This is a genomic window from Mesorhizobium sp. M1078 (genome assembly GCF_040318615.1).
In the GTDB taxonomy this organism is placed as follows: domain Bacteria; phylum Pseudomonadota; class Alphaproteobacteria; order Rhizobiales; family Rhizobiaceae; genus Mesorhizobium.
In genome coordinates this window covers 737,715-764,319 of sequence record NZ_JAMYMP010000001.1, presented here as the reverse complement: position 1 = coordinate 764,319, position 26,605 = coordinate 737,715, and the positions used below count along the sequence as shown (strand labels likewise).

Below are 26,605 nucleotides of genomic sequence, written 5' to 3'. Positions count from 1 at the left end.
CGCTGTCCGGGTTATTCCTTCCGCTGACCTAGCGGCCCATATGCCTTAAAGACGCTCCACCTTGACGGAATCCGACATCGACATGCAATCAATCCGCGATCGTCTCGAGATCATCCTGTCACGTCTTGCCAATTGCGCGGCAGGCGAGAAGGTGTTCACCAAACTCTATGCCGAGGCGGCGCGCGCAGCGGCCGAGGCCACCGATGCGCGCAAGAAGGCCGGCGTATCGCTCGGGCCGCTCGACGGCGCCATCATCTCGATCAAGGATCTGTTCGATGTCGCCGGTGAATCGACCACGGCCGGTTCGCTGATGTTGAGGGACACCGCGCCCCGTCGGCACGACGCTGCGGTCGTCAACCGTCTGCGCCAGGCCGGCGCCGTCATCATCGGCAAGACCAACATGACCGAATTCGCCTTCACCGCCATCGGCGACAACATGCACTACGGCACACCGGGCAATGCCGCCGACACCAGCCGCATTCCGGGCGGTTCGTCGTCGGGCGCCGCCGTGTCCGTTGGCGAGGGGACGAGCGACATTTCCATCGGCTCCGACACCGGCGGTTCGGTGCGCATCCCGGCATCGCTGAACGGCGTCGTCGGTTTCAAGCCGACGGCGCGGCGCGTGCCGCTGACTGGTGCCTATCCCCTTTCTGCGACGCTGGATTCGATCGGGCCGCTGGCGCTGAGTGTTGCTGCGTGTGCCCTGGCTGACGCCGCGATGACGGGCGAGCAGATGCCGCAACTGCACCTGCCGTTAGCGCTTGCCGGGCTTCGTGTCGGCATTCCGCGCGGCCTGCTTTTCGAAGACACGGAAACGGAGATTGCCGCCGCGTTCGATCGCAGCCTTGCCGGGATCGAGCAGGCAGGCGCGTGGCTCACGGACATTTCGATCGACGACCTCATTGCCGATCTGCGCCTGGCCACCAAACGCGGCTCGATCGCGGCCATGGAAGGTGCTGAAATCCATGCCGACTGGCTGGCGACGGGCGCATCGATGCCGGTCGATCCCCATGTCAGCGGGCCGCTGTCGCGGGCGGCGGCCATACCGACGCCGGTTTATATCAGGGCAATGCGTCGTCGCGCGGCACTGTGCATAGCCATGGACGAGCGGTTGGGTTCGGTCGATGTGCTGGCTCTGCCGACCACGCCGGTGACAGCGCCGACTATCGTTTCGATGGCCGAGGATACGGCTCTGCGTGAACGCACTGAAGGTCTGCTGCTGCGCAACACCCAGGTCGCCAACCAGTTCGACCTCTGCGCGATCTCGCTACCGATGCCCGGCATGACGCTGCCGGCCGGGCTGATGCTGGTGGCGCGCAATGGCCATGACCACCATCTGCTGCGCATCGCGGCTGAAATCGAGCGGCTGCTTGGTCGGTAATAGTCAACCCGACGAGCAGTGCTTGCGTTCGCTGTCCTTGGCGGTGCGCAGGATGCCCGTCGCGAACAATGTCGGCACGTCGTGCTGCTTGCCGTTGAAGCTGTGTGGCCGGTTCTCGATTGTTCCTGTGACAACGAGCTTGCCGGCATAGAGCTTGTCGGAAAGGTCAAGCCACTTGTCCTGCTGCGGCAAGCCGTCGATGTCGACCCACACACCCTTGACGACCTTTCCGGTGGCGAGGTCGAGCGCGCTGGTAGAAGGGCAGGGCGCCATCACGCAGCGCAGGCCGTTGTCGCAAGGCACGTAGCTGCTTTCGGCCTGAGCCTTGGCTGTCCCTACGCTTGTACCGGCAATCAGAAGAAGAACTCTCACGACGCTCTTGACCATATCGGCGAAGGTCGACGCCAAATCCGCGAAAATTGAGGCGGCTTGCAGAAACGTCAGTCGGCAGGAAACCGTCTGCGGTAATGCTCGACCACGTCGGGATTGCGCAGATTGACAGGCAGCCGGTTGGCCAGCACCAGCAAGGTCTCGCCGGCAGCACCCACCCCCATGCGCATCATCGACTGCTCGGTAATGCCGGCCATGTGCGGGGTGACGATGACATTGTCGAAGCTGAAATAGGGATGAGCCGGCGGCAGCGGCTGCGTGGCAAAGACATCGAGCGCGGCGCCGCCGATGCGGTCCTTGCGCAAGGCCTCGATCAGCGCCTCGTCATCGATCACCGGTCCGCGCGAAATGTTGATCAAAAGCGTATCGGGCTTCATGCGGGCAATGCGTTCGCGGCTGATCAAGCCGCGCGTCTCTTCCGTCAGCGGGCAGCAGAGCACGATGATGTCGCTCTGTTCGACCAGCGCATCGATCGACAGGAAGCCGATCCTGTCGGGTGCCGGCTGCATGCTGCGGGTCGTCGCCACGACGTCGAGGCCAAAGCCGTGCGCGGCGATATGGGCGACTGCCTGACCGATGGCGCCGAAGCCGATGATGCCGATGGTCTTGCCGGCAAGCTCGCTGGCATGGCTGGCGTGGTCGCGGCCGGCATTCCAGCCCTTGGCGCGCAAGTCGCGGTCGACCGAACGGAAGCGCCGAAGCAGGGCAAGGGCCGCGAACATCACATATTCAGCGACCGAACGCGCATTGACCGCCGGCACGTTGGCGACCAGCACGCCGGCCGCGGCCGCGGCCTCCATCGGCACCATGTCGAGCCCGGCGCCGTGGCGGACCGCGGCTCTGAGTTTCGTGGCGTTTTCGAACAGCGACGGCGGCAGCGGTGCGCGAACGATGATGACGTCGGCATGCTTCGCCTCGGCGGTCAGCGTTGCCGCATCGAGCGCTGAGGCGACGACGAGTTCACCGGCGCCCGCCAGCATTGCGGAGGCACGCGGATGCAGCGTGTGCGTCGACAGGATTCTGGGCATGGGGCTCTCGCTAGTCGCAATTCTCAAAGGAAAGCGCCGCGCGCTTTTCCCAGAAAAACCGTTTCACACCTTTCCTGGAATTGCACTAGACCTTCTCAAGTGCCAGACTTTGCGCTTGCGCCTCCCGGCCCTCAATGATCCCCTTCCAGTAGCTTTCCGCGCCTTGCAGATGGGCGCTCATCAGCGCCTGGGCGAGATTGCCGTCGCGACGCAGCAGCGCCTCGTAGATCTGGATATGCTCGGCATGCGAGCGCACTGAGCGCTCGGGATCGTTGAAGTAAATCGGCAGCCGCTGCTCGCCCATCAGGTAATAGACACTGCAGATATTGTGGAAGACGCCGTTCTTGGTCGCCCGCACGATTTCGAGGTGGAATTCGCGGTCTTCCTTGGCGAGGCCTTCGCCGGCGGCGATGCACTCCTCCGAGGCTTTCAGGATCTCCCGCAGGCGTTCGAAATTCTCTTCGGTGGCACGCGAACAGGCAAGTTCGGCAGCCTTGATCTCGTGGATCTTGCGCAGTTCGACGGTCTCGTAGATCTGCACCGGATCGAGCGGCAGGCCCGCGCGGGCGAAAAGAGCCAAGGCTTCTACACTGGCCTGCCTGGTGTCGACATAGATGCCGGATTTGGCGCGGCGCTCGACGATGCGCATGGCCTCCAGAATGGCCAGCGCCTCGCGGATCTGGCCGCGGCTGACACCGAAATGCTCCGCCAGCTCGCGCTCCGAGGGCGTGCGGCCGCTCTCCTTGTCCGAATGGGCGAACAGATAGGCGGCGAGTTCGGCGAGAAGGTTCTTTTCTTTCATCGTCAACCGCGTTGCGCGTGCGCCTCCAGGAACCGCTCCGAAATGGTGAATCCCAGACCCGGCTTTTCAGGGATCGCTATCATACCGTCCCTTGCTTCGACAGTCTCTTCGATAAGATCGTGGATCATAGGGTTGGCGCCGAGCGAATATTCGACAGTAAAACTGGCAGGCGAGGCCGCACAAACATGCAGGCCGGCGAAAAAGCATGGCGCGCCGGCCCACAGATGCGGGGCAAAGCGCAGATTGAAGGCACTGGCGATGGTGCCGATCTTCATCGCCTCGCTGATACCGCCGCAAAAGGCCGGATCCGGCTGGAAGATATCGGCGGATTTTAGCACCGCGAGATCGCGGAAGGCGTAGCGCGTCGCTTCGCTTTCGCCGGTGGCGATCGGGATCGAACCCGAGGCGCGCACCTCGGCCATACCAGCCTTGTCGTCGGCGATAACAGGCTCCTCGAACCAGGCGAGGTCGAGATCGCTGGCCAGGCTGATGAAGCGCTTGGCCTCGGCCACCGTATAGGTGCCGTGCGCGTCGACCATCAACTCGACGTCAGGACCGAGCGCCTGCCGTGCGGCGCGGACGCGGGCGGCGGAAATGTGCGGGGCGCCGTCCATGGCGCCGACGCGCATCTTCAGCGCCCTGAAGCCGCCTTTGGCGATGTAGGATTTGAGCTGCTCGCCGATAGCCTCGGCGGCAGCCCAGCCGCCGGAGGCGTAGGCCGGCATGCGGTCGAGCTTGCGGCCGCCGATGAGCCGCCACACCGGCTGTCCCAACGACTTCCCCAGAATATCCCAGAGCGCGATATCGACGGCGCTGATTGCCGCAATGCTCATGCCGCGCCGCGCCAGCTGCGGCATGGCATGGCCGGCGCGCGCGGCACTGTCATGGCGCACGCCGTTGTAGAGCATCTCCCAGATCATGCCGATGTCGGCGGGGTCGCGGCCGATCAGCTGCGGCCCGACCTCGTGATTCAGCATGTAGACCAGCGCACCATAGCTGCCGGCGCTGCCGGCGGCGTTCTTGCCCTCGCCCCAGCCGATCAGCCCGTCGTCAGTCTCAATGCGCAGGATGGCGGCGTCGAACGTCGTCACCTGGCCAAAGTCGCTGCGATGCTGCTTCGCGGCCTCAATCGGCACGCGGACCCACCACGCCTGGACCGTTTTGATGCGCATCCCGATCGGCTACTTGATTAGCGGCAGCAGCGTTTCGGCCGTGATGCGCATCTGGTCGGTGTAGAATTTCTCCGTCAGCACGCTGGAGCCGTGATCCTGGATGAACTTCAGCTGTTCGGGAGAAATGTCGACCGGATTGCGCTCGACCATGTCGGGATAGGGCGCGGCGGGTGTGCGGTCGACGGGCGCGACAAATTCGTTCGTCAGCGCGCCGTCATAGCCGACTTCCTTCAGCGTCTGCACGATCCGTGGCCAATCGATCTGGCCAAGGCCGGCGGCAAAGCGGTTGTTGTCGGCGACGTGGAAGTCGAACAGCCGTTTGCCGACCTGACGGATCGCGTCATGGACGTTAAATTCTTCCATATGGATGTGATAGGCGTCGAGGCAGACGCCGCATTCGGGGCTGACCGCATCGGCCAGGGCCAACGCCTGCGCGCCGCGGTTGAACAGATAGGTCTCGAAGCGGTTGAGCGGCTCGACCGCGATCTTGACGCCGACCTTCTTGGCATGGGTGAAGCATTCGCGGGTGGCGTCGACCACCCACTTCCATTCCTCTTCCTCGGTGCCGTCCGGCACCACTTTGCCGACGGTCGCGGGCACCAGCGTTATGATCTCGCCATCAAGTTCGCTGACCATGGTCAGCACGTCCTTGACGTACTGCACCGAGCGTTCGCGCTGGCCCTGGTCCCTGGCGGCAAGGTTGCGTTCGCCCAGCATCAGCGTCACCGACCCCCAGCAGCGGATGCCGTATTCTTTCAGCAGCGCGCGGGTCTCCTTGGTCTTGTATTGCTCGGGCTCGCCGGAAATCTCGATCGACTCGTAGCCGAATTTCTTGATGCGCTTCAGCGTCACCTCCAACGGTTCCGCGCGCATCCAGTTGTGCGTCGAAAGATGCATGGTCTATCCTTCCCAGAATTCGTCTGTGCCAGTTCGCCTGCGATGCGCCCCACAAGGCGCGTCGCGTGTTTCCTCCCCAAGGCGCTCCAGCGTTTTTGCGCAACTGGTTCGACCAATTGGGCCCTAATGGAGGTCTACAGCAATTTTTGTCGCGCGGCAAGAACCGCCGCCATGCGATATCGGCATCTGTGTACCGTATTGATTATGCTGGTATATATCGCCAAAAATGGAATGCCCTAGCAGCTTTGTGCGTGAGTCAAATGGCTTGACCCATTTTCGGTATTTGGTAATACCAGAATGCCGATACGAGAATGCACATCACGAGAGACCAAAGAGGCTGGCCCTGCTTTCATCAGACGCTATGCTGGGTCCTTGGAAAAATGAATTGGGAGGATGCCGATGCCGTCGACAATGAAGGGTCCGGGGCTGTTTCTGGCGCAGTTCGCGGGGGATACCGCGCCGTTCAATTCGCTGGCCTCGATCACCAAATGGGCGGCCGGTCTCGGTTACAAGGGCGTGCAGATCCCGACCTGGGATGCACGCCTGTTCGACCTCAAGAAGGCGGCGTCTTCCAAGACCTATTGCGACGAGGTGAAAGGCGTCTGCACTGATGCCGGCGTCGAGATCACCGAGCTGTCGACGCATCTTCAAGGGCAACTGGTGGCGGTGCACCCGGCCTATGATGCCCAGTTCGACGGCTTTGCACCGCCTGCGGTGCACAACAACCCCAAGGCCAGGCAGAAATGGGCGGTCGAACAGATGGAGTTCGGCGCCAAGGCCTCGAAGAATCTTGGCCTGAAAACCTCGGTGACGTTTTCCGGCGCTCTGGCCTTCCCGTATCTCTATCCCTGGCCACAGCGGCCGGCCGGGCTGATCGAGGAGGCCTTTGCCGAACTCGGCAAGCGCTGGAAGCCGATCCTCGACGTCTATGACGAGAACGGCGTCGATGTCGGCTATGAGATCCATCCTGGCGAGGACATCTTCGACGGCGCCACGTTCGAAATGTTCCTCGATGCGGTTGGCGGCCACAAGCGCTGCAACATCAACTACGACCCATCGCATTTCCTTTTGCAGCAGCTCGACTATCTCGAATTCATCGACATCTATCACGAGCGGATCAAGGCCTTCCATGCCAAGGATGCCGAGTTCAATCCGACGGGGCGGCAAGGCGTCTATTCCGGCTATCAGAGCTGGACCAATCGCGCCGGCCGCTTCCGCTCGCTTGGCGACGGGCAGGTCGATTTCGGCGGCATCTTCTCCAAGCTTACCCAGTATGGCTACGATTCCTGGGCGGTGCTGGAATGGGAGTGTTGCCTCAAGCATCCGGAGGACGGCGCGGCCGAAGGCGCGCCCTTCATCCAGCACCACATTATCCGGGTGACGGAAAAGGCCTTTGATGATTTCGCCGGCGGCACCACCGACAAGAAGATGCTGCGCGCCATGATGGGTATTTGAGACAAGCAGGAGAAAGACATGGTCGGCGCATCGAAGTCGGAAGCGGGGGGCGGCCCGATCCGCTATGGTATGGTCGGCGGCGGCCAAGGCGCCTTCATCGGCGCGGTGCACCGGATCGCGGCCCGCATGGACAATGACTTCGTGCTGGTGGCCGGCGCCCTGTCGGCCAATCCCGAGCGCGCCAAGGCTTCCGCCGCCGAACTCGGTCTCGACCCGGCGCGCAGCTACGCCTCCTATGCCGAGATGGCCAAGGCCGAGGCCAAGCGCCCGGACGGCATCGAGGCGGTGGCGATCGTCACCCCCAACAATGTGCACGTGCCGGCGGCCAAGGTCTTCCTCGAGGCGGGCATCCACGTCATCTGCGACAAGCCGCTGGCGACGACTTTGGCCGAGGCCAAGAAGCTCGCGGCCGTGGTTGAAAAGACCGGCAAGGTGTTCGTGCTGACGCACAATTACACTGCCTATCCGATGATCCGGCAGGCGCGCGAGATGGTGGCCAAGGGGCAGCTTGGCGACATCCGCATCGTTCAGTCCGAGTACCCGCAGGACTGGCTGACCGAGGATCTTGCCGCCACCGGCCAGAAGCAGGCGGCGTGGCGCTCCGACCCCAAGCAGGCGGGCGCGGGCGGCGCGCTCGGCGACATCGGCACGCATGCCTACAATCTGGCGCGCTTCGTCTCGGGTCTGGAGCTCGATTCCCTGTCGGCCGATCTCGACGCTTTCGTGCCGGGGCGACTGCTCGACGACAATGTCAATGTCATGCTGCGCTTCAAGCCGGTCGGCAAGGTGCATCCGGCCAAGGGCATGATCTGGGCAAGCCAGGTGGCGCCCGGCCACGAGAACGGGCTGAAGCTGCGCATCTATGGCTCGAAAGGCGGGCTGGAATGGGTGCAGGCCGATCCGAACTATCTCTGGTACACGCCGTTCGGCCAGCCCAAGCAGCTGCTCACCCGCAACGGCGCCGGCGCGCTGCCAGTTGCGGGACGAGTCAGCCGCGTTCCGTCTGGCCATCCGGAAGGCTATCTCGAAGGCTTCGCCAACATCTACCAGGAGGCGGCGCGGGCGATCCGCGCGGCACGCAAGAAGGGCGGCAGACCGGGCAAGGACGTGGTGTTCCCGACCATCCAGGACGGCGTCGAAGGTATGGCGTTCATCGAGGCCTGCGTGAAGTCATCGAAGAAGAACGGGGCGTGGACGAAACTTTAGGGAACGCCGGCGCCAAGTCTCTTCTCCCTTCGGGGGAGAAGGTGGCCGCGAAGCGGCCGAATGAGGGCGCATGGTGCGAGGTGCGAAAGAAACCAGCGCGCGCCGTCAAACGGGGAGGGGCTGTCGATGAAAATCGGCATGTGCATGTTTTTGTGGACGACTTCCGTGTCTAAGAAACACGAGCCGTTGCTGCGCGACATCAAGGCGACCGGCTTCGACGGCGTCGAGATACCGATCTTCTCAGGCACGCCAGAGGACTACAAGAAGCTTGGCGATTTGCTCAACCGCATCGGGTTGGAGCGCACGGCTGTTACGGCGATGGGCGACCCGGCGATGAATCTGATTTCGCCGGATGCCGCGACCCGCAAGGGCGGCATCGGCTACATGAAATGGGCGATCGATTGCGCCCAGGCGCTCGGCGCGAGTACGCTGAGCGGGCCGCTGCATTCGACGCTCGGCGCCTTCTCCGGCAGCGGGCCGACCGCTGCCGAGAAGAAGCGCTCGATCGCCTCGCAGCGCGCCATTGGCGATCATGCCGGCAAGCGGAACGTTACCATCGGGTTGGAGGCGCTCAACCGTTTCGAGTGCTATCTGCTGAACACGATGGCCGATCTGTCCGAGCACGTCGATGCCATCGACCGGCCGCACATCAAGGCGATGTACGACACCTTCCACGCCAATATCGAGGAAGCCGACCCGATCGGCGCCTATACGAAGCACCGCAGGAATGTCGTGCACATCCACATTTCAGAGAACGATCGCGGCGTGCCGGGACGCGGGAACATTCCGTGGAAAGAGACTTTCGCGGCCATCCGCAAGAGCGGCTATGACGACTGGCTGACGATCGAGGCGTTTGGCAGATCGCTGAAGGATCTGACGGCGGCGACCAAGGTGTGGCGGGATTTTTCCGAGACGCCGGAGGCAGTTTATCGCGAGGGATACAGGCATATCAGGGATGGGTGGAAGCGGGCGGCTTAGCCGCTCACTTCCCTCATCCACGGGCGCAGCGGACGCGGAGACTCGAGGACCCATGCCGCGACTGTCGCGCGCCGCAGCGGTGCAGGTAGGAGATGCGAATGGACGCCTCTTTTTGCACCGCTGGATTCTAGCGCAGACGTCACCGAATGAAACCTCGGGTCTGCGCCGCGTCGCTTCGCTCCTTGCTCCGCCCGTGGATGAGGAAGCGACGGGCCTTTTCGCAAATCGCCGAGGTATGCGATCTGCCTTAACTCGGCACTTATCGCTCCACCAAATTTTTCGGATGTCTTACCCCACCTCGATGACAGCCTTGATCAACCCCGATTTCTCATGCGCCCAGCGGGCGAGATCATCCGGCGTGCCGGCCAGCGTGGTGCGGTGGGTGACGAGTTTTGCCAGAGGCACGGCGCCGTTGCGGATCGAGGCAGCGACGTGGTCGAAATCGACTCTCAGCGCGTTGCGGCTGCCGATCAATGTCATTTCGCGCTTGTGGAATTCCGGATCGGAAAAGACGATGTCGTCCTTGACGACGCTGACCAGCACGAGCGTGCCACCATGCGCGACATGGGCGAAGGCCGACTGCACCGAGGCGGTGTTGCCGGTGGCGTCGAAGACGACGTCGAACCCTTCGCCGCCGGTTGCCTCGCGCACCAGTTCGGCTGCCGCTTTTTGTGAACCGTCGAGCGTGGCGAAGCCGAGTTCGCCTTTTGCAAAATCCAGCCGCTCCGTGCTCATGTCGAGCAGGCTGACATCGAGCCCGGCGATGCGCGCAAACAGCGCTGCGCCAAGGCCGATCGGCCCGGCGCCGATGACCAGCGTGCGGGCGCCTGGTTCGGCGCGGGCACGCCGCACGGCATGCGCGCCGATGGCGAGGAATTCCACCGCCGCCGCGTCGGCCAGCGACAAGCCGTTTGCCGGATAAAGATTCTGCGCCGGCACCAGGATCTGCTCGGCCATGGCGCCGTCGCGATGCACGCCAAGCACTTCGATCCTGACGCAGCAATTCGGCTTGCCGTTCCGGCAGGCGATGCATTTTCCGCAAGCGAGATAGGGATTGATGATGACGGGCTCGCCCACGGCAAGGTCGACATCTTCGCCGGTCTCGACGACGGTGCCCGACACTTCATGGCCCATGATGCGGGGATAGGCAAGGAACGGGTGCTTGCCTTCGAAGATGTGGTAGTCGGTGCCGCAGATGCCGACATGGCTGACGGCAACCAGCGCCCAGCCGGCAGGCGGCGCTCCTGGCGCCGGCCGGTCTTCCAGGACAAGCTCGCCGGGCGAGCGGCAGACAACAGCTTTCATTCGGCAATTCCAGTGTTCAAAAAGGCGCCGGTCCGTTGTTGAGCGGACCGACACGGAAGGTCAGGGAGGATTACTTGCCGCGACGGCGCAGCCCGTCGAAATAGACGATGATGATGATCAACGCGCCGGTGATGATGCGCTGCCAGAACGAGTTGACGTTGAGCAGATTGGCACCGTTGTTGATGGTGGCCAGGATGAAGGCGCCGAGCAGCGGGCCATGCACCGAGCCGACGGCGCCGAATAGCGAAGTGCCGCCGATCACCGATGAGGCGATCGCCTGCAACTCCCAACCTTCGGCCTGGGTCGGGTTGCCGATGCCGATGCGCGCCGCCAGCAGCACGCCGACGAAGGCCGCGCATAGGCCCGACAGCGTGTAGGCCATGTAGATGGTGCGCTGGACATTGACGCCCGAGAGGCGCGAGGCCTCGGCATTGGATCCCACAGAGAAGAGATAGCGGCCCCAGCGGCTGTGGTGCAGGAAGATGTAGGCCGGGATGCCGACCAGGATCACCATCCAGAACAGATTGGGGATGCCGACAAAGGAACTGCGCGAGAACGCGGTGAAGCTGTCGCTGTTGATGTTGATCGAGTTGCCGTTGGTCATCAACAGGCCGATGCCGCGCAACGAGGTCAGCGTCGCCAGCGTGATGATGAAGGGCGGCAGGCCCATCTTGACGATGCCGAAGCCATGGAACAGGCCGATGGCAACGCCGACCAGCAGCGTCACCAGAATGGCGACCCAGATCGGGAAGCCGGCATTGATCATCATGGCGACAATGACGGTGGCGAAGCCGACCACGGCGCCGACCGAGAGGTCGATGCCGCCGGTGATGATGACGAAGGTCTGGCCGACCGCCATGATGGCGATCATCGAGCCCTGCCGCAAAAGATTGGCGATGTTGTTGGAGGAGGCGAAGCTCGGCGTCGCCACCGACAGCACGATCCAGAGCAGAACCAGCAACGCCAGAAGCGTCAGCCCAAACAGGACGTTGTAGTTCCGTTTCGGTTTTTCGATCGCGATGGTTTCGATGCTCATGGTTCCTCCCGTTTCTTGTTTTGTCAGCCGATCGCCTGTGTCAGCACGTCTTCGTGGCTGGCGGCGCGAAAGCCATGGCTGGCGACCAGTTTGCCGCGCCGGAACACGTGCAGCGTATCGGCGAGTTCATAAACCTCGGGCAGATAGGACGAGATCAGGATGATGCCGGCGCCCTTGGACAACAGTTCCCCGAACAGGCGGTAAATCTCGGCCTTGGTGCCGACATCGACGCCGACGGTCGGCTCATCGAAGATGAACAGCTTGGCGCCGTGCGCCAGCCATTTGCCGATGACGATCTTCTGCTGGTTGCCGCCGGACAGGCTGGAGGCCAGTGCGCCGCGTGTCGGCGTCTTGATGCGGAGGCCGGCGATCTGGCGATCGGCTTCAGCCTTTTCCTTCGTGTTCGAAATCAGCAGGTTGTTGGAGATGCGCTTGTAGATCGGCAGGTTGAGGTTGAGGCCGACCGGCAGGTTCAGGCACAGGCCCTGGTCGCGGCGGCTTTCCGGCGCCAGCGCCATGCCGAGCTTGATCGCGTCGTGCTCGGAATTGATGTGGACCGGCTTGCCTTGCCAAAGGACCTGTCCGGCCGACTTCTTGTGGCGGCCATAGAGCGTGGTGACGAACTCGCTCCGCCCGGCGCCGATCAGGCCATAGAGCCCGACGATCTCGCCGGCGCGCACCGTCATCGAGACGTCTTCGAAACCCTTGCCCGACAGGTTTTTCGCTTCAACGATCACGGCACCGGGGGTGAAATGCTCCTTGTGGTAGACTTGCTCGATCGAGCGGTTGATCATCATCTTGACCAGCTCGGCGTCATTGGTCTCGGCAATGTTGCGGGTGCCGACCAGTGTGCCGTCGCGCAGCACCGAGACGCGATCGGCGAGCTCGAACACCTCTTCCATGCGATGGCTGATGTAGATGATGGTGACGCCTTCGCCCTTGAGCCTGCGGATCAGCGTGAACAGCTGGTCGGCTTCCTTGCGGGTGAGATAGGCGGTCGGCTCGTCGAAGATCAGGAATTTGGTGCCGCGCACGGTGGCGCGGGCGGCGGCGATCAGCTGCTGCTGGCCGATGGTGAGGTCACCCAGCATGACATGCGCCGGCAGGTCGAAGCCGAGACCGTCGATGATCTTCTGCGCTTCCTTGACCATGGCGCGCTGCTGCAGGATGCCGAAGCGCGAATTCTCCTCGCCGAGGAACATGTTGGCGGCGACGGTGAGATGGCGACAGAGCACGACCTCCTGATGCACGGCGTTGATGCCCAGCGCCATTGCCTCGTGCGGGGTTGCCAGCGCTGCCGGCTTGCCCTCCCAGATGACATCGCCGGAGGTGCGCGGCATGACGCCGGTCAGAAGCTTGATCAAGGTGGATTTGCCGGCGCCGTTCTCGCCGACGATGGCGTGGATCTCACCTGCCTTGAAGGCAAGGTGAACGGGCTTCAGCGCATGCGTGCCGGGATAGCGCTTTTCCAGCCCGTGCAGTTCGAGGATCGTCCTGCCGGGCGCTAGCGTTGGGGCCGGGTGCAGTTCCTGCGCCATGGGCGTCATGACAATCCTCCCAGATTGGCCTTACGATTGGCACGTCGCGATGCAGTCAAGCCGCATCGTCGAGGTGATTCAAGCCGGTGGATATTCAAGCTTGTATCCGGTGTTTCCGGGGCGCGAGGCCCCGGAAAGGATTTTTGCCTGACGGGCTCAGAGCTTCGGGTTGAGCAGGGCGTCGATCTTGGGGTCTTTCATGTTTGCCTTGGTCACCAGGTTGGCGCCGGTGTCGACATTGGCCTCGACCTTCTCGCCCTTCGAGGCGGCGAGCGCGGTCTTGATGCCGTCATAGCCCATCCGGTACGGATCCTGGACGACGAGCGCGGAAATGACGCCGTCATTGAGGAACTTGATCAGCTTCTCGTCGCTGTCGAAGCCGACCAGCGCCAGCTTACCGCCAAGGTTGTTCTCGGCGACAGCCTGACCGACGCCCTGCGCCATGATCAGGTTGGACGCGAAGATGCCCTTGAGGTTCGGGTTGGCCGTGATCAGGTCGGTGGCGATGTTGAGACCGGTCGTTGCCTGGCCGTCGGCATATTTGTCGGCGACGAGCTTCAGCCCCGGATATTTCGCGGCCAGCTGCTCGGTGAAGCCCTGCTTGCGCTGCTCCAGCGAACCGGCGCCCGGCGCGTTGGTGATCAGGGCGACGTCGCCCTCGATCTTGCCGCCATTGGCTTCGCCGATGGCTGCTGCAAGACCGTCAGCGGCTACGCGTCCGCCCTGCACATTGTCGGTGGTCAGGAACGAGGTGAACGCCTTGGAGTCGGCGCCGGAGTCGATGCCGATGACCTTGACCTTGCTGGCCGCTTCATCGATCGGCTTGCCGAGCGCCTTGAATTCGGTCGGCGCGATGACGATCGCGGCCGGGTTGCCGGCGACGGCATTCTCGAGGATCGAAACCTGGCCGTTGACGTCGGTTTCAGCCTGGGCGCCGAGTTCGGGTACGTTGACGCCGAGATCCTTGCCGGCCTTGCGGGCGCCGGCCAGGACGATCTGCCAGTAGAAGGACGTGGTGTCCTTGACGATGATCGGAATGGTCACGTCCGCCGCCGAAGCCGGCGCCGTGTGCAGCGTGCCTGCAAGCATCGAGGCGGCAGCAAGTGCCACCAGGGAACGGCGGTTGAGAATGCTGGTCACGAATTTCATTAGGAATCCTCCCTAGATCGCCCGGTGAAGGTTACGGAAGCTCCATTTGGATAGGCGCTGCCCAAACAGAACTTTATCAATAAAAAACAGTTGCCGCTTTTTGATAGTGCATCGGTCCGGCCGACGCAAGCGGTGTTTCATATCGGCCTGCGCATGGCTTGGCGGGGAAACCTCCCTGCCGATCCTCAGTGCCACGTCCAGACGCTCCCGATCCTCCTTGATCATCATGGAATATTAATTCCACCGTTGAGTCAATATGGAATATTTATTCCTTCTTGAGAACCGTGATCGTGGCGTTTCGTCAGCCGAGCTCCTGCACGATGGTGTAGGGAGCGTAGCGGGCGAATTCCGCTTGCGGCACCTGGACGTCGAACAGGTCGAGGTTGCGCGTCAGGTTGGCAGGCTTGGCCGTTCCGGTCAGCACGCTGGCCACGACAGGCTCCTGCAGCGGAAACTGCAATGCAGCCGCCGCCAGCGGATATCCGCCCTCATCAGCGATTTTCTCCATCGCGCCGACACGCTCGAGTATGTCCTGCGTCGCCGGCAGATAGTCGAAATGCGCACCGTGCACCGGTCCGGTCGCCAGGATGCCGGAGTTGAAGACGCCGCCGATGATCAGCGAAGTCTGTCGCTCACGACACAGCGGCAGCAACTCGGCTTCAGCCGAGCGGTCGAGCAGCGAATAGCGGCTGGCCAGCAGGATGCAGTCGAGCGGTGCTTCGCGCAGCACGTCGAGGCAGATCTGCACCTCGTTGACGCCGAGCCCATAGGCGGAAATTACACCCGACGTTTTAAGCTCTTCCAGCGCCTTCAAGCCGCCGTCCATCAGCTGGCGAAAGTGCAGCTTCGTCTTCTCGACGCCATGTGTGTAGGTGCCGATGTCGTGCACAAACAGGATGTCTATCCGGTTCAGCCCGAGCCGGGCATAGGAGAACTCGACCGAGCGCATGATGCCGTCATAGGAGTAGTCGTAGTCGAGCGCGAAAGGCAGCGGGTCGACATAGGAATGATCGGGAACCTGGTCTTCCGGCACCGGGCGGAACAGGCGGCCGACCTTGGTCGACAGCACATAGGAATCCCGCGGCTTGTAGCGCAGGAAGTCGCCGGTCCGCCGCTCCGACAGGCCGAAGCCATAGAAGGGCGCGGTGTCGAAATAGCGCAGGCCGGCATCCCAGGCTGTCTGCAGCGTCTCCATCGCCGCTTCGCGCGGACAGGCCCGGTAGAGCCCGCCGATCGCCGCCCCGCCGAAGCTTATCTCAGTGACCTCGAGCGCAGTCGTGCCGATGCGGCGTTTGTCCATCCACAGCCTCCCCTTGTGAGCCGTCTTTGCAGCCCGCTTTTTTCGTCGGTGGTTAGAGCGTCGCGCCGAGGTGCCACGGCACGAACTCGTTGTCGCCGTAGCCGAACGCCTCGCTCTTGGTCTTGCGGCCCGATGCCGTCTCGACGATGAGTTCGAAGAGTTCCCGGCCCATGCCGGCGATGGTCTTCTCACCCGAAGCGATGACGCCGCAATTGACGTCCATGTCCTCTTCCATCTGGTGGTACATGGTCGAGTTGGTGGCGACCTTGATCGACGGCGTGGGCCGGCAGCCGAAGCAGGAGCCGCGGCCGGTGGTGAAGACGATGATGTTGGCGCCGCCCGCCACCTGACCGGTCGCCGAGACCGGGTCGTAACCGGGCGTGTCCATGAACACCAGGCCACTGCCGGTGACCTTTTCGGCATAACCGAAGACGCCGTTGAGCGGAGTCTGGCCGCCTTTGGCCACGGCGCCCAGCGACTTTTCCAGGATGGTGGTCAGGCCACCGCGCTTGTTGCCGGGCGAGGGGTTGTTGTCGATCGAGGCGCCGTGCTTGGCGACATGGTCCTCCCACCATTTGACGAAACCGTCGAGCTTCTTGGCGATCTCCGGCGTTGCCGCGCGATAGGCGAGCAGATGTTCGGCGCCATAGATCTCCGTCGTCTCCGACAGGATGCCGATGCCGCCGACGCCGGCCAGGATGTCGACCGCCGCTCCCAGCGCGGGATTGGCGGTGATGCCCGACATGCCGTCGGAACCGCCGCATTGCAGGCCGACGACGATCTCCGAGACCGGGATCGGCTCGCGCTGATACTGGCCGACTTCCTCGGCGATTTCGGCGAGCACGCCCATCGCCTTTGCGACCGATTTGCGCGAACCGCCGGCGTCCTGGATGTTGAAATGGCGTTTTCCCGCCGCCGCACCCTTCTGGCCGTAAAGGGTGAGCTGGTTGACCTCGCAGCCGAGGCCGACCATCAACGCGCCGCCGAAATTCGGATGGCGGGTGTAACCGGCGAGCGTGCGGTGTAGCACCATCATGCCGTCGCCGGTGCCGCTCATGCCGCAGCCCTGGCCATGGACGATCGGGACGAAGCCGTCGATCCCCGGATATTTCGGCAACAGCACGCGGTTGGCCTCGTCGGCAATGGCGTGGCAGACGGTGGCCGAGCAATTGACGCTGGCGATGATGCCGATGAAGTTGCGCGTGCCGGCACGGCCATCGGCGCGACGATAGCCCATGAATGTCCGGGCGCGGTCAGCTTCGGTGGCATGCTCCGCTTCGCTCGGCGGCACGACCGGCAGACGGCCGGACTCGAAGACCAGATTGTGCGAATGGACGTGGTCGCCGGGCGCGATGTCCTGGGTGGCGCGGCCGATGGCCTGGGCATACTTGACCACCGCCTCGCCGGCGGCGATAGGCTTGATCGCCACCTTGTGGCCGGGCTCGATCAAGGCCGTGGCGACGGCGCCGCCGGGCAGAGGGGTGCCGATCTCGATGCGGCCATTGGCGACCGCGACATTGTCGGCGGGGGACAGAAGAATGCTGTTCGAAGCGTTCACGGGCAGTTTCCTGGGTCTGTTCCTGGGGATGCGCGGATTGACACGCGTCTGTTTACATATAATGTCTTTTATCGTGAAAAAACATTTGTGCGTCAATTGTTTTTTCAGGAGGAGACCATGCGTCCGATGGACGCTTGGCTTGTGGGGAGCGGCGTCTGACACGCAGAGCGTTTTGCTTAGCCGGGTGAGCGCCAGGACATATGATATCGCGCTTCAAGCCAGCCACAGCAAGCGCCGGCGCGCAACGGGGCAGGGATGTCGAAGAGCAACAACGTCTACAAGGACGCTTACAATAGGGGTCTGCGGCTGCTCGATGAGACGCAGAGCCTGCCGTCGGAGCCGGAGCTGGGCACTTTGCTTGGCGTCAGCCGTACCACCGTGCGCACCATTCTGGCGCGCATGGAAGAGACCGGGCTGATCGCGTGGAACAAACGCAGCAAGACAGTGCTCAGGACGCCGAAGCCGGATGATTTCTTCCCCGAGGAGGAGACAGACACACTGGCCCAGATCATCGAGCGGTCGTTTATGCGCAGGTTGCTGGCCGGCGGTGCAGAGGCCGGCATGCAGATCAACGAGCTCGAACTGGCGCGCGAGATCGGCGTCGGCACCACCAGCGTGCGCGAGTTCCTGATCCGCTTCTCCCGCTTCGGCCTGATCGAGAAGCGGCGCAACAGCCACTGGGTGCTGAAAGGATTTACCCGTGCCTTTGCGCTCGAACTCACTGAAATCCGCGAAATGTTCGAGATACGCTCGGCGGCGGCCTTTGCCGCCTTGCCTGGGGATAGTCCGGTCTGGGCGGATCTCGACCGGCTGGAAGACGAGCACCGGCTTCTGGCCAGCGAAATCGCCATCCGCTTCAACGAATTCTCGGAGCTAGACGAGCGCTTCCACCGGCTGATCCACCGGGCGTCGCACAACCGCTTCATCGTCGATTTCTACGACGTCATCGCCATGATCTTTCACTACCACTACCAGTGGAACAAGGCGCAGGAGCGCGAGCGCAACGAAGTCGCGGTTGGCGAGCATCTCGCCTACATCGCGGCGCTGAAATCGCGCGATCTCGGCAAGGTCGACGCCGCCTGCCGCAAGCATCTGAAGTCGGCACGCCACACGCTGTTGACGTCGATTCCGGAAATCGGCGGCCGCCCGGCTTCCTGAGCGCGACTTCCGAAGGGAGGTTATGCGCACAAGATCTCTGCCTCATGCGTTATCCCAAACCGCTGCGCACTTTTGTGCGACATGGATCGAACGCGCCGCGTTGCCGCAGCGATGATTTGGCGATTTTCCGCCGACATGCCGCGTGCTAGATATCCACGCGTTGCTGCGTGAAGAGGCAGGTCTTTGGACTTCCGGCGTAAGAGATGGAGCATGACGGCCGCCTTTGTCGCGGCCTGTGTGCTGCTGCTCCAGTCGACGCTCGGCGTGTTTGCCTTCGGCATTGCGCCGGATGCCTCGCAACTCGACGCTTTCGGCAATGTCATCTGCAGCCATGAGGGAGCGGTCAAGCTTCCCGGCGGCGATCCGCACCAGCAGCATATGCTGGCGTGCTGCATGCTCGGCTGCAGCATGGCCTCCGTCGCCTATGCGCCGCCGGCAGGCGTCGGCCTGGCGCCGGTCAGCCAGTACTTGGAAACAGTCGCTTTTGCCCCGCCGGCAGTCAGGCATCCCGACGTCACGCGTGAGCGCTCTCCGGCCAATCCGCGCGCGCCGCCGCTTGCGGGCTGAAAAACCGCCGCTCGCTTCGCGTAACCTGCGCAGGCGATAATCATCCAATGATAAACACGTTCGCAGCCGGACAAAGGCGCGACCTCATATTCATGGAGCCTACCCATGTTCCTTTTTCTTCGTGCCGGCGCGTTGCGCCGCAGTGCCCCTTTCTCCACCACTATCGAGCAGCGTCTCGGCAGCGCCCTCTTCGCCTTTGCACTGTTGTTCGCCGGCCCCCATTCCGTCCTTGCGCATGAGTTCAAGGCCGGTGACATCGAGATCAAGCATCCCTGGTCGCGCGCCACGCCGGCCGGCGCCAAGGTTGCCGGCGGCTATTTCACCATCGTCAACAAGGGCAGCGCACCAGACCGGCTGCTGTCGATTGCCTCCGATATTTCGGGCAAGGCCGAACTGCATGAAATGGGAGTCAAAGACGGCGTCATGACCATGCGCCCGGTCAGTGGCGGCCTGGACATTCCGGCGGGCGGCAAGATCACGCTGGGTCCCGGCGCCTACCACGTGATGTTCATGGATTTGAAGCAGCCGCCTAAAGAAGGCCAGATGTTTGCCGCCACGCTGACTTTCGAGAAGGCCGGAGCGGTGACCGTCGAGTTCGCGGTGCAAGCCATAGGCAGCGCACCGCCAGAGGAAGACAACGACTGACCAATATTGCCAACCGTTTTTCGAGAGGGACCCATCATGAACAAGTATCTTTTGCCCGCCGCTGCATTCCTCGTCCTGGGGACAAGCGCCGCCTTCGCCCATATCACCCTCGAAACCCAGGAAGCGCCTGTCGGTTCGACCTACCAGGCCGTGCTGCGCGTGCCGCATGGCTGTGAAGGAAAGGCGACGATTGCCGTGCGCGTGCAGATCCCGGAAGGGGTGATCGGGGTGAAGCCGATGCCCAAGCCCGGCTGGACGCTGCAGGTCAAGAAAGGCAAGTACGAGAAATCCTACCAGCTCTATGGCGAGGCGGTGACCTCGGGCGTCAAGGAAGTCGACTGGAGCGGCGGCAGCCTGCCGGATGAATTTTATGACGAGTTCGTCTTCCGCGGCACGTTGGCCGCCGATCTGCCGGCCGGGCAAAAACTCTATTTTCCGGTGGTGCAGGAATGCGATGGGGCCACCACGCGTTGGATAGAGATTCCGGCGGCTGGTCAGGATGAGGATGCGATGGAAGATCCGGCGCCCGGCCTCAACCTGCTGCCGAAGAAATGATGCAATGGCGGCGCGCTGCTTCGAAGCGGCGCGCCACTGTTTTGGTGGATGGCATGAACGTGGCCTGTTTTCAGCGGATAGAACGGACAGCCGGCAGGTGCTTCGGCCTGCTGGCCGCGATCCTGCTGCTTGCCGTCCTTGCCTCGCCAAACCAGGCCTTTGCCCATGCGGCGCTGATCAAGGCCGAGCCTGCCGACGGCGCGGTTCTGGAGCGAGCGCCGACGCAATTTTCGCTGACCTTCAGCGAGCCTGTGTCGCCGCTGGTGCTGACCTTGGTGCGGCCCGACGGTACGCCTGTCGCTTTGACCTCGTTTCGGTTGAGCGACCAAACGGTTGAGATCGACAATCCACAAAAGCTCGGGCCGGGCACCCATGTCTTGAGCTGGCGGGTGATTTCCGCCGATGGCCATCCGGTCGGCGGCTCGGTGCTGTTTTCCATTGGCGCGCCAAGTGCGGCGCCGGCGGTGGGGGAAGCTGTCGATATAGATTTGCGGTCAGCGATCTGGACCGGCAAGGTTCTTCTCTACATCGGGCTTTTCCTCGGCATTGGCGGCGCCTTCGCGCTGACATGGCTGGCGCAAGGCCAGCGCTCAGGCCAGCGCTTCGTCATTGCCGCCATCCTGTGCGGGCTGGTCGCAGCACCCCTGTCGCTCGGGTTCCAGGGGCTGGACGCGCTGGGCGCGCCACTCGCCCGGCTGGCGCAACCGGTGGTCTGGCGGACGGCGCTTGGCACCAGCTTCGGCTGGACGGTGCTGATTTCGCTGGCGGCGCTCGGGCTTGGCCTGCTGTCGTTGGTCGGATCGCGTGCTGGCGCCAGGCCGTTGGCGCTCGCCGGGCTGGCCGGTGTGGGTGCAGCCTTTGCCGCCAGCGGCCATGCCAGTGCAGCCGAACCGCAATGGCTGACGCGGCCTATGGTGTTCCTGCATGGCGCCGGCATCGCTTTCTGGGCTGGAGCATTGCTGCCGCTCGGCCTGGCGTTGAGCAGCCAATCGGTGGAAGCCGGGGCGTTCCTGCGGCGGTTTTCGCGCGCGATCATGCCCGTGGTGGTAGTGCTTGCCGCCGCCGGTGTGGTGCTCGCCATCATCCAGGTGCAGACACCGGCGGCACTGGTCAACACCGCCTATGGCCGGCTGCTGCTGATCAAGCTGGCGCTGCTGGTGTTTCTGTTCACGCTGGCGGCGGTCAATCGATGGCGGCTCACCGCCTTGGCCGAGGCCGGAGCGACGGAAGTGCGGCGACGGCTTAGCCGCTCGATCTCAGTCGAAATGCTGATCGTGCTCCTGATCTTCGGCGTTGCCGCCGGCTGGCGCTTCACGCCGCCGCCACGGGCCCTGGCAATCGCCGCGGCACAACCGACGTCGACCCATATCCACACTATGAAGGCGATGGCCGACATCGACATCACGCCCGGCCATACCGGGGAGGTCACCGCCTCCATCGTCATCATGGATGGCGATTTCGGCCCGCTCGACGCCAAGGAAGTGACGCTGGTGCTGTCCAAGCCCGATTCGGGGATCGAGCCGATCAAGCGTCCGGCGACCAAGCCAGGCGACGGCACCTGGCGCGTCGATAATCTCGTCATTCCGATTCCAGGCCGCTGGACGGCGCGGCTCGATATTCTGGTTTCGGATTTCGAAGTGGTAAAGATCGAAGCGCCGATCGATATCCGCGCCGAGTGATATTCAGCCCGCCTGCGAAGGGCGCTCAGCCGAGTTCCTGGGCTAACCCGATGAGATGCCCTTCCGGCCCGCGGATGTAGCAGAGCCGATACACGTCCTGGTAACGGACGACTTCACCGGCCAGCTGCGCGCCACGCTTGCGGAGCCTTTCAAGCGTGTCGTCGATGTCGTCCACGGTAAACATGACGCGCAGGTAGCCCAGGGCATTGACCGGGGCGTTGCGGTGATCGGCGACGACCGTCGGCGTGAGGAAGCGGGAGAGCTCGAGCCGGCTATGGCCATCCGGTGTGCGCATCATGGCAATCTCGACGTGCTGATCGCCGAGCCCGGTGACACGTCCGGCCCACTCGCCTTCGATCGTCGCCCGCCCTTCCAGTTCGAGGCCGAGCTCGCGAAAGAAGGCAATCGTCTCGTCGAGGTCATCGACGACGATTCCGACATTGTCCATCCGTTTGACTGCCATAAGTTCAACCTAACGTCATATGTTCGATCGGCAAGGCGTCGCCTGGTCACCAACTGACCCTTCCTGACTCGGTCTGACACAACGCAGACGCAACACAATTCGGCGAGGCGGTTGACGTGGCGCGAAAGGCCCGTCAATCATCTCGCCGAAAAATGGGCATCCCGAAAAACGCGGCCTCAACAAAATCCGAAAGCAGGGAAGAAACGATGGAAAAAGCCGAAATAGGCCTGATCGGCCTTGGCACAATGGGCTCCAACCTCGCGCTCAACATTGCCGAGCACGGGCACCGCATCGCCGTCTTCAACCGCACCAAGGCGCGCACCGATGCCTTCCTCGAAGGCGCCGGTTCGCTCAGGGACATGGTGGTGCCCTGCTACAGCCTGGAGGAACTGGCAGCTGCGATCAAGCCGCCGCGCCCGGTCATCATCATGGTGCTGGCCGGCAAGCCGGTCGACGAACAGATCGAAGCGCTGCGCGGCGTGTTGTCTGACAACGATATCGTCATCGATGCCGGCAACGCCAATTTCCGCGATACGATGCGGCGCTTTTCGGAACTGTCGGGCTCAGGTCTCACCTTCATAGGCATGGGCGTATCCGGCGGCGAGGAAGGCGCGCGCCATGGACCGTCGATCATGGTCGGCGGCACCGAAGACTCCTGGAAGCGCGTCGAACGCGTGCTGACCGCGATCTCGGCTAAGTTCAAGGATGAACCGTGCGCTGCCTGGCTTGGCACAGACGGCGCCGGGCATTTCGTGAAAACCATCCACAACGGCATCGAATATGCCGACATGCAGATGATCGCCGAGATCTACGGCATCCTGCGTGACGGTCTCGGCATGGGGCCGAAGGAGATCGGCAAGGTCTTCGAGGACTGGAACAAGGGCCGGCTCGATTCGTATCTGATCGAGATCACCGCCAAGGTGCTGGCCGCCGACGATGCAAAGACCGGCAAGCCGGTGGTCGACATCATCCTCGACCGTGCCGGCCAGAAGGGCACCGGCAAATGGTCTGTCATCGAGGCGCAGCAGCTCGGCATTCCGGCGACGGCCATCGAGGCGGCGGTGGCGGCCCGCGTGCTGTCCTCGATCAAGGATGAGCGGCAGGCGGCCGAAAAAGCCTATGGCAATATCGGCGTCACCAAGATCTCCGGCGACAAGGCGGCACTTCTGAAAGACCTGGAGCTGGCGCTGCTCGCCGGCAAGATCGCCGCCTATGCACAAGGTTTCGCGGTGATGAGCGCCGCCTCGAAGGAGTTCAACTGGAACTTGCCGATGCCGACCATCGCCAAGATCTGGCGTGCCGGCTGTATCATCCGCTCGCAGATGCTCGACACCATGGCGGAAGCCTTCGGCTCGGGCGGCGCGTCCACCAACCTTTTGATGGCGCCGGCTTTCACCACCATGATGCAGGAGGCGCATCCGTCGCTCCGGCGCATGGTCGCAAGAGCGTCGGAGGCCGGTTCGCCCGTGCCGGCGCTGGCGTCGGCGCTTGCCTATTTCGACAGCTACCGCCAGGGCCGCGGCACCTCGAACCTGATCCAGGCGCAGCGCGATTTCTTCGGCGCGCATGGTTTCGAGCGCATCGGCGAGCAGGGGGCTTTCCATGGCCCATGGGGCAGCGGCGCTGCCGGCTAGGGTCAGGTGAGGCGGCCTCTCAGGTCGTGCCAGTCAGCCCTGATACGCGGCGACGTCGCCTGGCTTGACCACAGTCTGCAAAGAGCCAGGTGCCGCGCCGCCTATCCAGCCCAGCACGGCGCGGGCAAGCTCGGTGCCGGCGAGGCGGAAGTCTTCGTTGACGATCAGCAACTCCCGGCGGAACAGATGCAGCAGTTCCGACGATTGCTTGGACACGACATCGACGTCGCGGCCGAGTTTCAGGCCGGCATCCTCGATGCCGGCGACGATGGCCAGCGTTGCTGCGGCGGCGCTGCTGACGAAACCGTCCGGCCTGACGTCGCGGCGCATCAACTGCGCGGTCCGCGTCCTGATCTGATCGATCGACTGGTCGATCGAAACAGCGTTGAACGGCACTTCGCTGGCGTCGACCTCGCTCAGTGCGTCGGCAAAGCCATTGACCGTGTGGTCGTAATAGGTGAGCCCGACCGGCGGCGCTACCAGCGCCAGCCGGCGCCGGCCGACGCTGGCCAGATGGCGCACCGCTTCGGCGGCGAAGGCGTAATTGTCGAAGTCGTGATAGGGGTGGACAAGCCCCATATCGGTGCGGCCATGCGTGGCAAAGGGAATGCCACGCTCCAGCATGTAGCGGGCGCGCGGATCGTTGGGCTGCGTGCGTGAGATGATGACGCCATCGGCCGAGCCGGACTCGACCAGATACTTTACCGGGTCCAGCGGATCCTGCGAGCGCGAGTAGGGCGTGACGATCAGGTGATAGGGTGTGTCGGCAATGACCTCCGAGACGCCGTAGATGATGTCCGAGACAAAGCTCATGATCTCGCGCTCGGTATTGAGCACGAGGCTGATAACATTGGTCTTGCCAGTCCGCAGGCGCACGCCGGCGCGGTTCGGCCGGTAGCCGATCTGCCTGGCGACGAGTTGAACCCGCCGCCTGGTCTCGGCGCCGATCTCGGGTGCATCCTTGAGCGCGCGCGAGACGGTGGTGACGCCGAGCCCGGTCATGAAGGCAAGCGTTTTCAGCGTCGGCCGCTCATGCGCCGACGCCTCGTCGTCCTTCTCCGTCTGGTCCCTGTCCATTCGTCCCGCCCCGTCAGGCGCATAGCAGCCGCCGGACCAGCCGACAATCGCTTCGATGACGATGTGGCACGGTTCTTCGCCGTCAGGCCTCAATATACTGAAACGTTACAGATTTCCAACATCGCAGCGCGTGGTGTCTCTCAAGCCATGGTTTTGGCAGGGTTTTGGCGGCCAGAAACGTTGCGCGACAATCAGGTTCGAGACGGTTTTCTTGCGCTGCAGCATGATTTTGCAGCGCAGCACCCGGTTTTGCGCGGAGTTTGCCGGTTTGCTCGCAACGAATTTGTTCGCGCCTCGAAAAAACATTCGAGCGCGTTTATCTCAGGGGTTGCACGCACCGCATAATTGCCGTATCGAAAATCTGTAACGTTTCAGATTCTGGGAGGAACCGAAATGCGCTATAGACTTTTGACCGCTGCCCTTGCCGCGACGGCCGCGCTTCAGCTTGCCGGCCCGGCGGCCGCCACCGACCTGGAAGTCACCCATTGGTGGACGTCGGGCGGCGAGGCGGCGGCGGTTGCGGAATTCGCGAAGGCTTTTGACGCGACCGGCAATCACTGGGTCGACGGCGCCATTGCCGGATCCGGCGGCACGGCACGGCCGATCATGATCAGCCGCATCACCGGCGGCGATCCGATGGGCGCCACCCAGTTCAATCACGGCCGGCAGGCCGAAGAACTGGTGCAGGCCGGCCTGATGCGCGACCTCACCGATGTGGCCACCAAGGGCAAGTGGACGGAAATCGTGCGGCCGAAGAGCCTGCTCGACAGCTGCACCATCGACGGCAAGATCTATTGCGTGCCGGTCAACATCCACTCCTGGCAGTGGTTGTGGCTGTCGAACGAAGCCTTCGAGAAGGCCGGCGTGCCGCTGCCGAAGGACTGGAATGAATTCGTGGCGGCAGCGCCCGCTCTGGAAAAGGCGGGCATCATCCCGCTCGCTGTCGGCGGACAGGCCTGGCAATCTTCCGGCGCCTTCGATGTGCTGCTGGCGGCGGTCGGCGGCACCGATGCATTCCTCAAGGTCTACAAGGACAAGGACGCCAAGTTCGCCGCTGGGCCCGAGGTCGCCAAGGTCTTCAAGGCCGCCGACGATGCCCGCAAGATGGCGAAGAACACCAATGTGCAGGACTGGAACCAGGCGACCAATCTGGTCATCACCGGCAAGGCCGGCGGCCAGATCATGGGTGACTGGGCGCAAGGCGAGTTCCAGGTTGCCGGCAAGGTCGCCGGCAAGGACTATGCCTGCCTGCCGGGCCTCGGTCTGAACGAAGTTATCGCCACCGGCGGCGACGCCTTCTATTTCCCGCTGCTCAAGGATGCCGACAAGTCCAAGGCGCAGGAGGTGTTGGCAGAGACGCTGCTCGACCCTAAGACTCAGGTCGCCTTCAATCTCAAGAAGGGCTCGCTGCCGGTGCGCGGTGACGTCGATCTCAATGCGGCGAACGACTGCATGAAGAAGGGTCTGGCCATCCTCGCCAAGGGCGCCGTCATCCCGTGGACGGACCAACTGCTTTCGCAGGATACCCAGAAGCAGAAGGAAGATCTCTTCGCCGAATTCTTCGCCAAGCCGGACCTGACCATCGAAGACGCGCAGAAACGCTTCGCCGACCTCATCGCTTCGGCAGACTGA

At 63.2% G+C, this 26,605-nt stretch carries 26 protein-coding genes; 12 read left to right on the top strand and 14 right to left on the bottom strand.

Annotation, left to right across the window (positions count from 1 at the left end; all coding sequences use genetic code 11):
- Positions 1-82: 82 nt before the first annotated feature.
- Positions 83-1,381, top strand: a complete 1,299-nt coding sequence (locus NKH38_RS03860) for an amidase (RefSeq protein WP_023820498.1) — start codon at positions 83-85, stop codon at positions 1,379-1,381.
- Between the two features lie 3 nt (positions 1,382-1,384).
- On the opposite strand, the gene NKH38_RS03855 is transcribed toward NKH38_RS03860, so the two are convergent.
- The 5 genes from NKH38_RS03855 to NKH38_RS03835 form a co-directional block, all read right to left on the bottom strand.
- Entirely contained in the window at positions 1,385-1,753 is a 369-nt protein-coding gene (locus tag NKH38_RS03855; RefSeq protein WP_245260504.1) for a hypothetical protein, read from the bottom strand.
- Between the two features lie 68 nt (positions 1,754-1,821).
- Positions 1,822-2,799 (bottom strand): NAD(P)-dependent oxidoreductase, encoded by a 978-nt coding sequence (locus NKH38_RS03850; RefSeq protein WP_023669839.1) that lies wholly within the window; start codon positions 2,797-2,799, stop codon positions 1,822-1,824.
- A gap of 85 nt (positions 2,800-2,884) precedes the next feature.
- Positions 2,885-3,601 carry a FadR/GntR family transcriptional regulator gene (locus tag NKH38_RS03845; RefSeq protein WP_023740800.1) on the bottom strand — a complete coding sequence of 239 codons (717 nt, stop codon included), beginning with the start codon at positions 3,599-3,601 and terminating at the stop codon, positions 2,885-2,887.
- A 2-nt stretch (positions 3,602-3,603) separates the two neighbouring features.
- Positions 3,604-4,773 carry a mandelate racemase/muconate lactonizing enzyme family protein gene (locus tag NKH38_RS03840; protein WP_023700157.1) on the bottom strand — a complete coding sequence of 390 codons (1,170 nt, stop codon included), beginning with the start codon at positions 4,771-4,773 and terminating at the stop codon, positions 3,604-3,606.
- Between the two features lie 9 nt (positions 4,774-4,782).
- A complete protein-coding gene (locus NKH38_RS03835; RefSeq protein WP_023692016.1) occupies positions 4,783-5,670 on the bottom strand; it encodes a sugar phosphate isomerase/epimerase family protein in 888 nt (295 codons plus the stop codon).
- A gap of 399 nt (positions 5,671-6,069) precedes the next feature.
- On the opposite strand from NKH38_RS03835, the gene NKH38_RS03830 reads away from it, so the two are divergent.
- From NKH38_RS03830 to NKH38_RS03820, 3 genes are all read left to right on the top strand, one after another.
- On the top strand, positions 6,070-7,125 hold the full coding sequence (locus NKH38_RS03830; protein ID WP_023683011.1) for a sugar phosphate isomerase/epimerase family protein: 1,056 nt from the start codon (positions 6,070-6,072) through the stop codon (positions 7,123-7,125).
- Positions 7,126-7,143: 18 nt separating this feature from the next.
- Positions 7,144-8,331: a Gfo/Idh/MocA family protein gene (locus NKH38_RS03825; RefSeq protein ID WP_352759186.1), complete on the top strand. Its 1,188-nt coding sequence runs from the start codon at positions 7,144-7,146 to the stop codon at positions 8,329-8,331.
- A gap of 126 nt (positions 8,332-8,457) precedes the next feature.
- A complete protein-coding gene (locus NKH38_RS03820) occupies positions 8,458-9,309 on the top strand; it encodes a sugar phosphate isomerase/epimerase family protein (RefSeq protein ID WP_352759183.1) in 852 nt (283 codons plus the stop codon).
- 288 nt (positions 9,310-9,597) lie between these two features.
- Here NKH38_RS03820 and NKH38_RS03815 read toward each other — a convergent pair whose 3' ends face one another.
- From NKH38_RS03815 to NKH38_RS03785, 7 genes are all read right to left on the bottom strand, one after another.
- A complete protein-coding gene (locus NKH38_RS03815; RefSeq protein WP_023704240.1) occupies positions 9,598-10,614 on the bottom strand; it encodes a zinc-binding alcohol dehydrogenase family protein in 1,017 nt (338 codons plus the stop codon).
- Positions 10,615-10,684: 70 nt separating this feature from the next.
- A complete protein-coding gene (locus tag NKH38_RS03810; RefSeq protein WP_023692012.1) occupies positions 10,685-11,650 on the bottom strand; it encodes an ABC transporter permease in 966 nt (321 codons plus the stop codon).
- Positions 11,651-11,673: 23 nt separating this feature from the next.
- A complete protein-coding gene (locus NKH38_RS03805; protein WP_023700145.1) occupies positions 11,674-13,197 on the bottom strand; it encodes a sugar ABC transporter ATP-binding protein in 1,524 nt (507 codons plus the stop codon).
- 147 nt (positions 13,198-13,344) lie between these two features.
- Complete coding sequence (locus tag NKH38_RS03800) at positions 13,345-14,337, bottom strand: ABC transporter substrate-binding protein (protein ID WP_023728566.1); 993 nt, start codon at positions 14,335-14,337, stop codon at positions 13,345-13,347.
- Between the two features lie 12 nt (positions 14,338-14,349).
- Positions 14,350-14,565 carry a hypothetical protein gene (locus NKH38_RS03795; protein ID WP_023733620.1) on the bottom strand — a complete coding sequence of 72 codons (216 nt, stop codon included), beginning with the start codon at positions 14,563-14,565 and terminating at the stop codon, positions 14,350-14,352.
- A gap of 73 nt (positions 14,566-14,638) precedes the next feature.
- The gene (locus NKH38_RS03790) at positions 14,639-15,637 is read right to left on the bottom strand and encodes an aldo/keto reductase (RefSeq protein ID WP_023714138.1); all 999 of its coding nucleotides are present in this window, start codon (positions 15,635-15,637) and stop codon (positions 14,639-14,641) included.
- Between the two features lie 52 nt (positions 15,638-15,689).
- A complete protein-coding gene (locus NKH38_RS03785) occupies positions 15,690-17,195 on the bottom strand; it encodes a UxaA family hydrolase (RefSeq protein ID WP_023728563.1) in 1,506 nt (501 codons plus the stop codon).
- A 255-nt stretch (positions 17,196-17,450) separates the two neighbouring features.
- Between NKH38_RS03785 and NKH38_RS03780 the strand changes: the two genes are divergently transcribed.
- From NKH38_RS03780 to NKH38_RS03760, 5 genes are all read left to right on the top strand, one after another.
- Positions 17,451-18,353: a GntR family transcriptional regulator gene (locus NKH38_RS03780; RefSeq protein WP_023700141.1), complete on the top strand. Its 903-nt coding sequence runs from the start codon at positions 17,451-17,453 to the stop codon at positions 18,351-18,353.
- Positions 18,354-18,563: 210 nt separating this feature from the next.
- A complete protein-coding gene (locus tag NKH38_RS03775; RefSeq protein ID WP_352759178.1) occupies positions 18,564-18,920 on the top strand; it encodes a DUF2946 family protein in 357 nt (118 codons plus the stop codon).
- A gap of 105 nt (positions 18,921-19,025) precedes the next feature.
- Complete coding sequence (locus NKH38_RS03770) at positions 19,026-19,565, top strand: copper chaperone PCu(A)C (protein ID WP_023728561.1); 540 nt, start codon at positions 19,026-19,028, stop codon at positions 19,563-19,565.
- A 36-nt stretch (positions 19,566-19,601) separates the two neighbouring features.
- Positions 19,602-20,120 carry a YcnI family copper-binding membrane protein gene (locus NKH38_RS03765; protein ID WP_352759175.1) on the top strand — a complete coding sequence of 173 codons (519 nt, stop codon included), beginning with the start codon at positions 19,602-19,604 and terminating at the stop codon, positions 20,118-20,120.
- Between the two features lie 53 nt (positions 20,121-20,173).
- Complete coding sequence (locus NKH38_RS03760; RefSeq protein WP_352759172.1) at positions 20,174-21,799, top strand: copper resistance CopC/CopD family protein; 1,626 nt, start codon at positions 20,174-20,176, stop codon at positions 21,797-21,799.
- Between the two features lie 25 nt (positions 21,800-21,824).
- On the opposite strand, the gene NKH38_RS03755 is transcribed toward NKH38_RS03760, so the two are convergent.
- Positions 21,825-22,262, bottom strand: coding sequence for a VOC family protein (locus NKH38_RS03755; protein ID WP_023692002.1), 438 nt, complete (start codon positions 22,260-22,262; stop codon positions 21,825-21,827).
- Between the two features lie 206 nt (positions 22,263-22,468).
- Between NKH38_RS03755 and gnd the strand changes: the two genes are divergently transcribed.
- Entirely contained in the window at positions 22,469-23,896 is a 1,428-nt protein-coding gene (gene gnd, locus NKH38_RS03750; RefSeq protein WP_352759169.1) for an NADP-dependent phosphogluconate dehydrogenase, read from the top strand.
- Between the two features lie 33 nt (positions 23,897-23,929).
- On the opposite strand, the gene NKH38_RS03745 is transcribed toward gnd, so the two are convergent.
- A complete protein-coding gene (locus NKH38_RS03745; protein WP_352759166.1) occupies positions 23,930-24,973 on the bottom strand; it encodes a LacI family transcriptional regulator in 1,044 nt (347 codons plus the stop codon).
- A 63-nt stretch (positions 24,974-25,036) separates the two neighbouring features.
- Here NKH38_RS03745 and NKH38_RS03740 point away from each other — a divergent pair, with 63 nt between their 5' ends.
- Together NKH38_RS03740 and NKH38_RS03735 are read left to right on the top strand one after the other, a co-directional pair.
- Positions 25,037-25,318, top strand: a complete 282-nt coding sequence (locus NKH38_RS03740; RefSeq protein ID WP_352759163.1) for a hypothetical protein — start codon at positions 25,037-25,039, stop codon at positions 25,316-25,318.
- Positions 25,319-25,366: 48 nt separating this feature from the next.
- Positions 25,367-26,605: an ABC transporter substrate-binding protein gene (locus tag NKH38_RS03735; RefSeq protein ID WP_352759161.1), complete on the top strand. Its 1,239-nt coding sequence runs from the start codon at positions 25,367-25,369 to the stop codon at positions 26,603-26,605.

Excerpts from the sequence above, each read along its gene's own strand:
- NKH38_RS03860 (WP_023820498.1), top strand. The coding sequence starts at position 83 with ATGCAATCAATCCGCGATCGTCTCGAGATCATCCTGTCACGTCTTGCC.
- NKH38_RS03850 (WP_023669839.1), bottom strand. The coding sequence starts at position 2,799 with ATGCCCAGAATCCTGTCGACGCACACGCTGCATCCGCGTGCCTCCGCA.
- NKH38_RS03845 (WP_023740800.1), bottom strand. The coding sequence starts at position 3,601 with ATGAAAGAAAAGAACCTTCTCGCCGAACTCGCCGCCTATCTGTTCGCC.
- NKH38_RS03840 (WP_023700157.1), bottom strand. The coding sequence starts at position 4,773 with ATGCGCATCAAAACGGTCCAGGCGTGGTGGGTCCGCGTGCCGATTGAG.
- NKH38_RS03835 (WP_023692016.1), bottom strand. The coding sequence starts at position 5,670 with ATGCATCTTTCGACGCACAACTGGATGCGCGCGGAACCGTTGGAGGTG.
- NKH38_RS03830 (WP_023683011.1), top strand. The coding sequence starts at position 6,070 with ATGCCGTCGACAATGAAGGGTCCGGGGCTGTTTCTGGCGCAGTTCGCG.
- NKH38_RS03825 (WP_352759186.1), top strand. The coding sequence starts at position 7,144 with ATGGTCGGCGCATCGAAGTCGGAAGCGGGGGGCGGCCCGATCCGCTAT.
- NKH38_RS03820 (WP_352759183.1), top strand. The coding sequence starts at position 8,458 with ATGAAAATCGGCATGTGCATGTTTTTGTGGACGACTTCCGTGTCTAAG.
- NKH38_RS03815 (WP_023704240.1), bottom strand. The coding sequence starts at position 10,614 with ATGAAAGCTGTTGTCTGCCGCTCGCCCGGCGAGCTTGTCCTGGAAGAC.
- NKH38_RS03810 (WP_023692012.1), bottom strand. The coding sequence starts at position 11,650 with ATGAGCATCGAAACCATCGCGATCGAAAAACCGAAACGGAACTACAAC.
- NKH38_RS03805 (WP_023700145.1), bottom strand. The coding sequence starts at position 13,197 with ATGACGCCCATGGCGCAGGAACTGCACCCGGCCCCAACGCTAGCGCCC.
- NKH38_RS03800 (WP_023728566.1), bottom strand. The coding sequence starts at position 14,337 with ATGAAATTCGTGACCAGCATTCTCAACCGCCGTTCCCTGGTGGCACTT.
- NKH38_RS03795 (WP_023733620.1), bottom strand. The coding sequence starts at position 14,565 with ATGATGATCAAGGAGGATCGGGAGCGTCTGGACGTGGCACTGAGGATC.
- NKH38_RS03790 (WP_023714138.1), bottom strand. The coding sequence starts at position 15,637 with ATGGACAAACGCCGCATCGGCACGACTGCGCTCGAGGTCACTGAGATA.
- NKH38_RS03780 (WP_023700141.1), top strand. The coding sequence starts at position 17,451 with ATGTCGAAGAGCAACAACGTCTACAAGGACGCTTACAATAGGGGTCTG.
- NKH38_RS03775 (WP_352759178.1), top strand. The coding sequence starts at position 18,564 with ATGACGGCCGCCTTTGTCGCGGCCTGTGTGCTGCTGCTCCAGTCGACG.
- NKH38_RS03770 (WP_023728561.1), top strand. The coding sequence starts at position 19,026 with ATGTTCCTTTTTCTTCGTGCCGGCGCGTTGCGCCGCAGTGCCCCTTTC.
- NKH38_RS03765 (WP_352759175.1), top strand. The coding sequence starts at position 19,602 with ATGAACAAGTATCTTTTGCCCGCCGCTGCATTCCTCGTCCTGGGGACA.
- NKH38_RS03760 (WP_352759172.1), top strand. The coding sequence starts at position 20,174 with ATGAACGTGGCCTGTTTTCAGCGGATAGAACGGACAGCCGGCAGGTGC.
- NKH38_RS03755 (WP_023692002.1), bottom strand. The coding sequence starts at position 22,262 with ATGGCAGTCAAACGGATGGACAATGTCGGAATCGTCGTCGATGACCTC.
- gnd (WP_352759169.1), top strand. The coding sequence starts at position 22,469 with ATGGAAAAAGCCGAAATAGGCCTGATCGGCCTTGGCACAATGGGCTCC.
- NKH38_RS03745 (WP_352759166.1), bottom strand. The coding sequence starts at position 24,973 with ATGGACAGGGACCAGACGGAGAAGGACGACGAGGCGTCGGCGCATGAG.
- NKH38_RS03735 (WP_352759161.1), top strand. The coding sequence starts at position 25,367 with ATGCGCTATAGACTTTTGACCGCTGCCCTTGCCGCGACGGCCGCGCTT.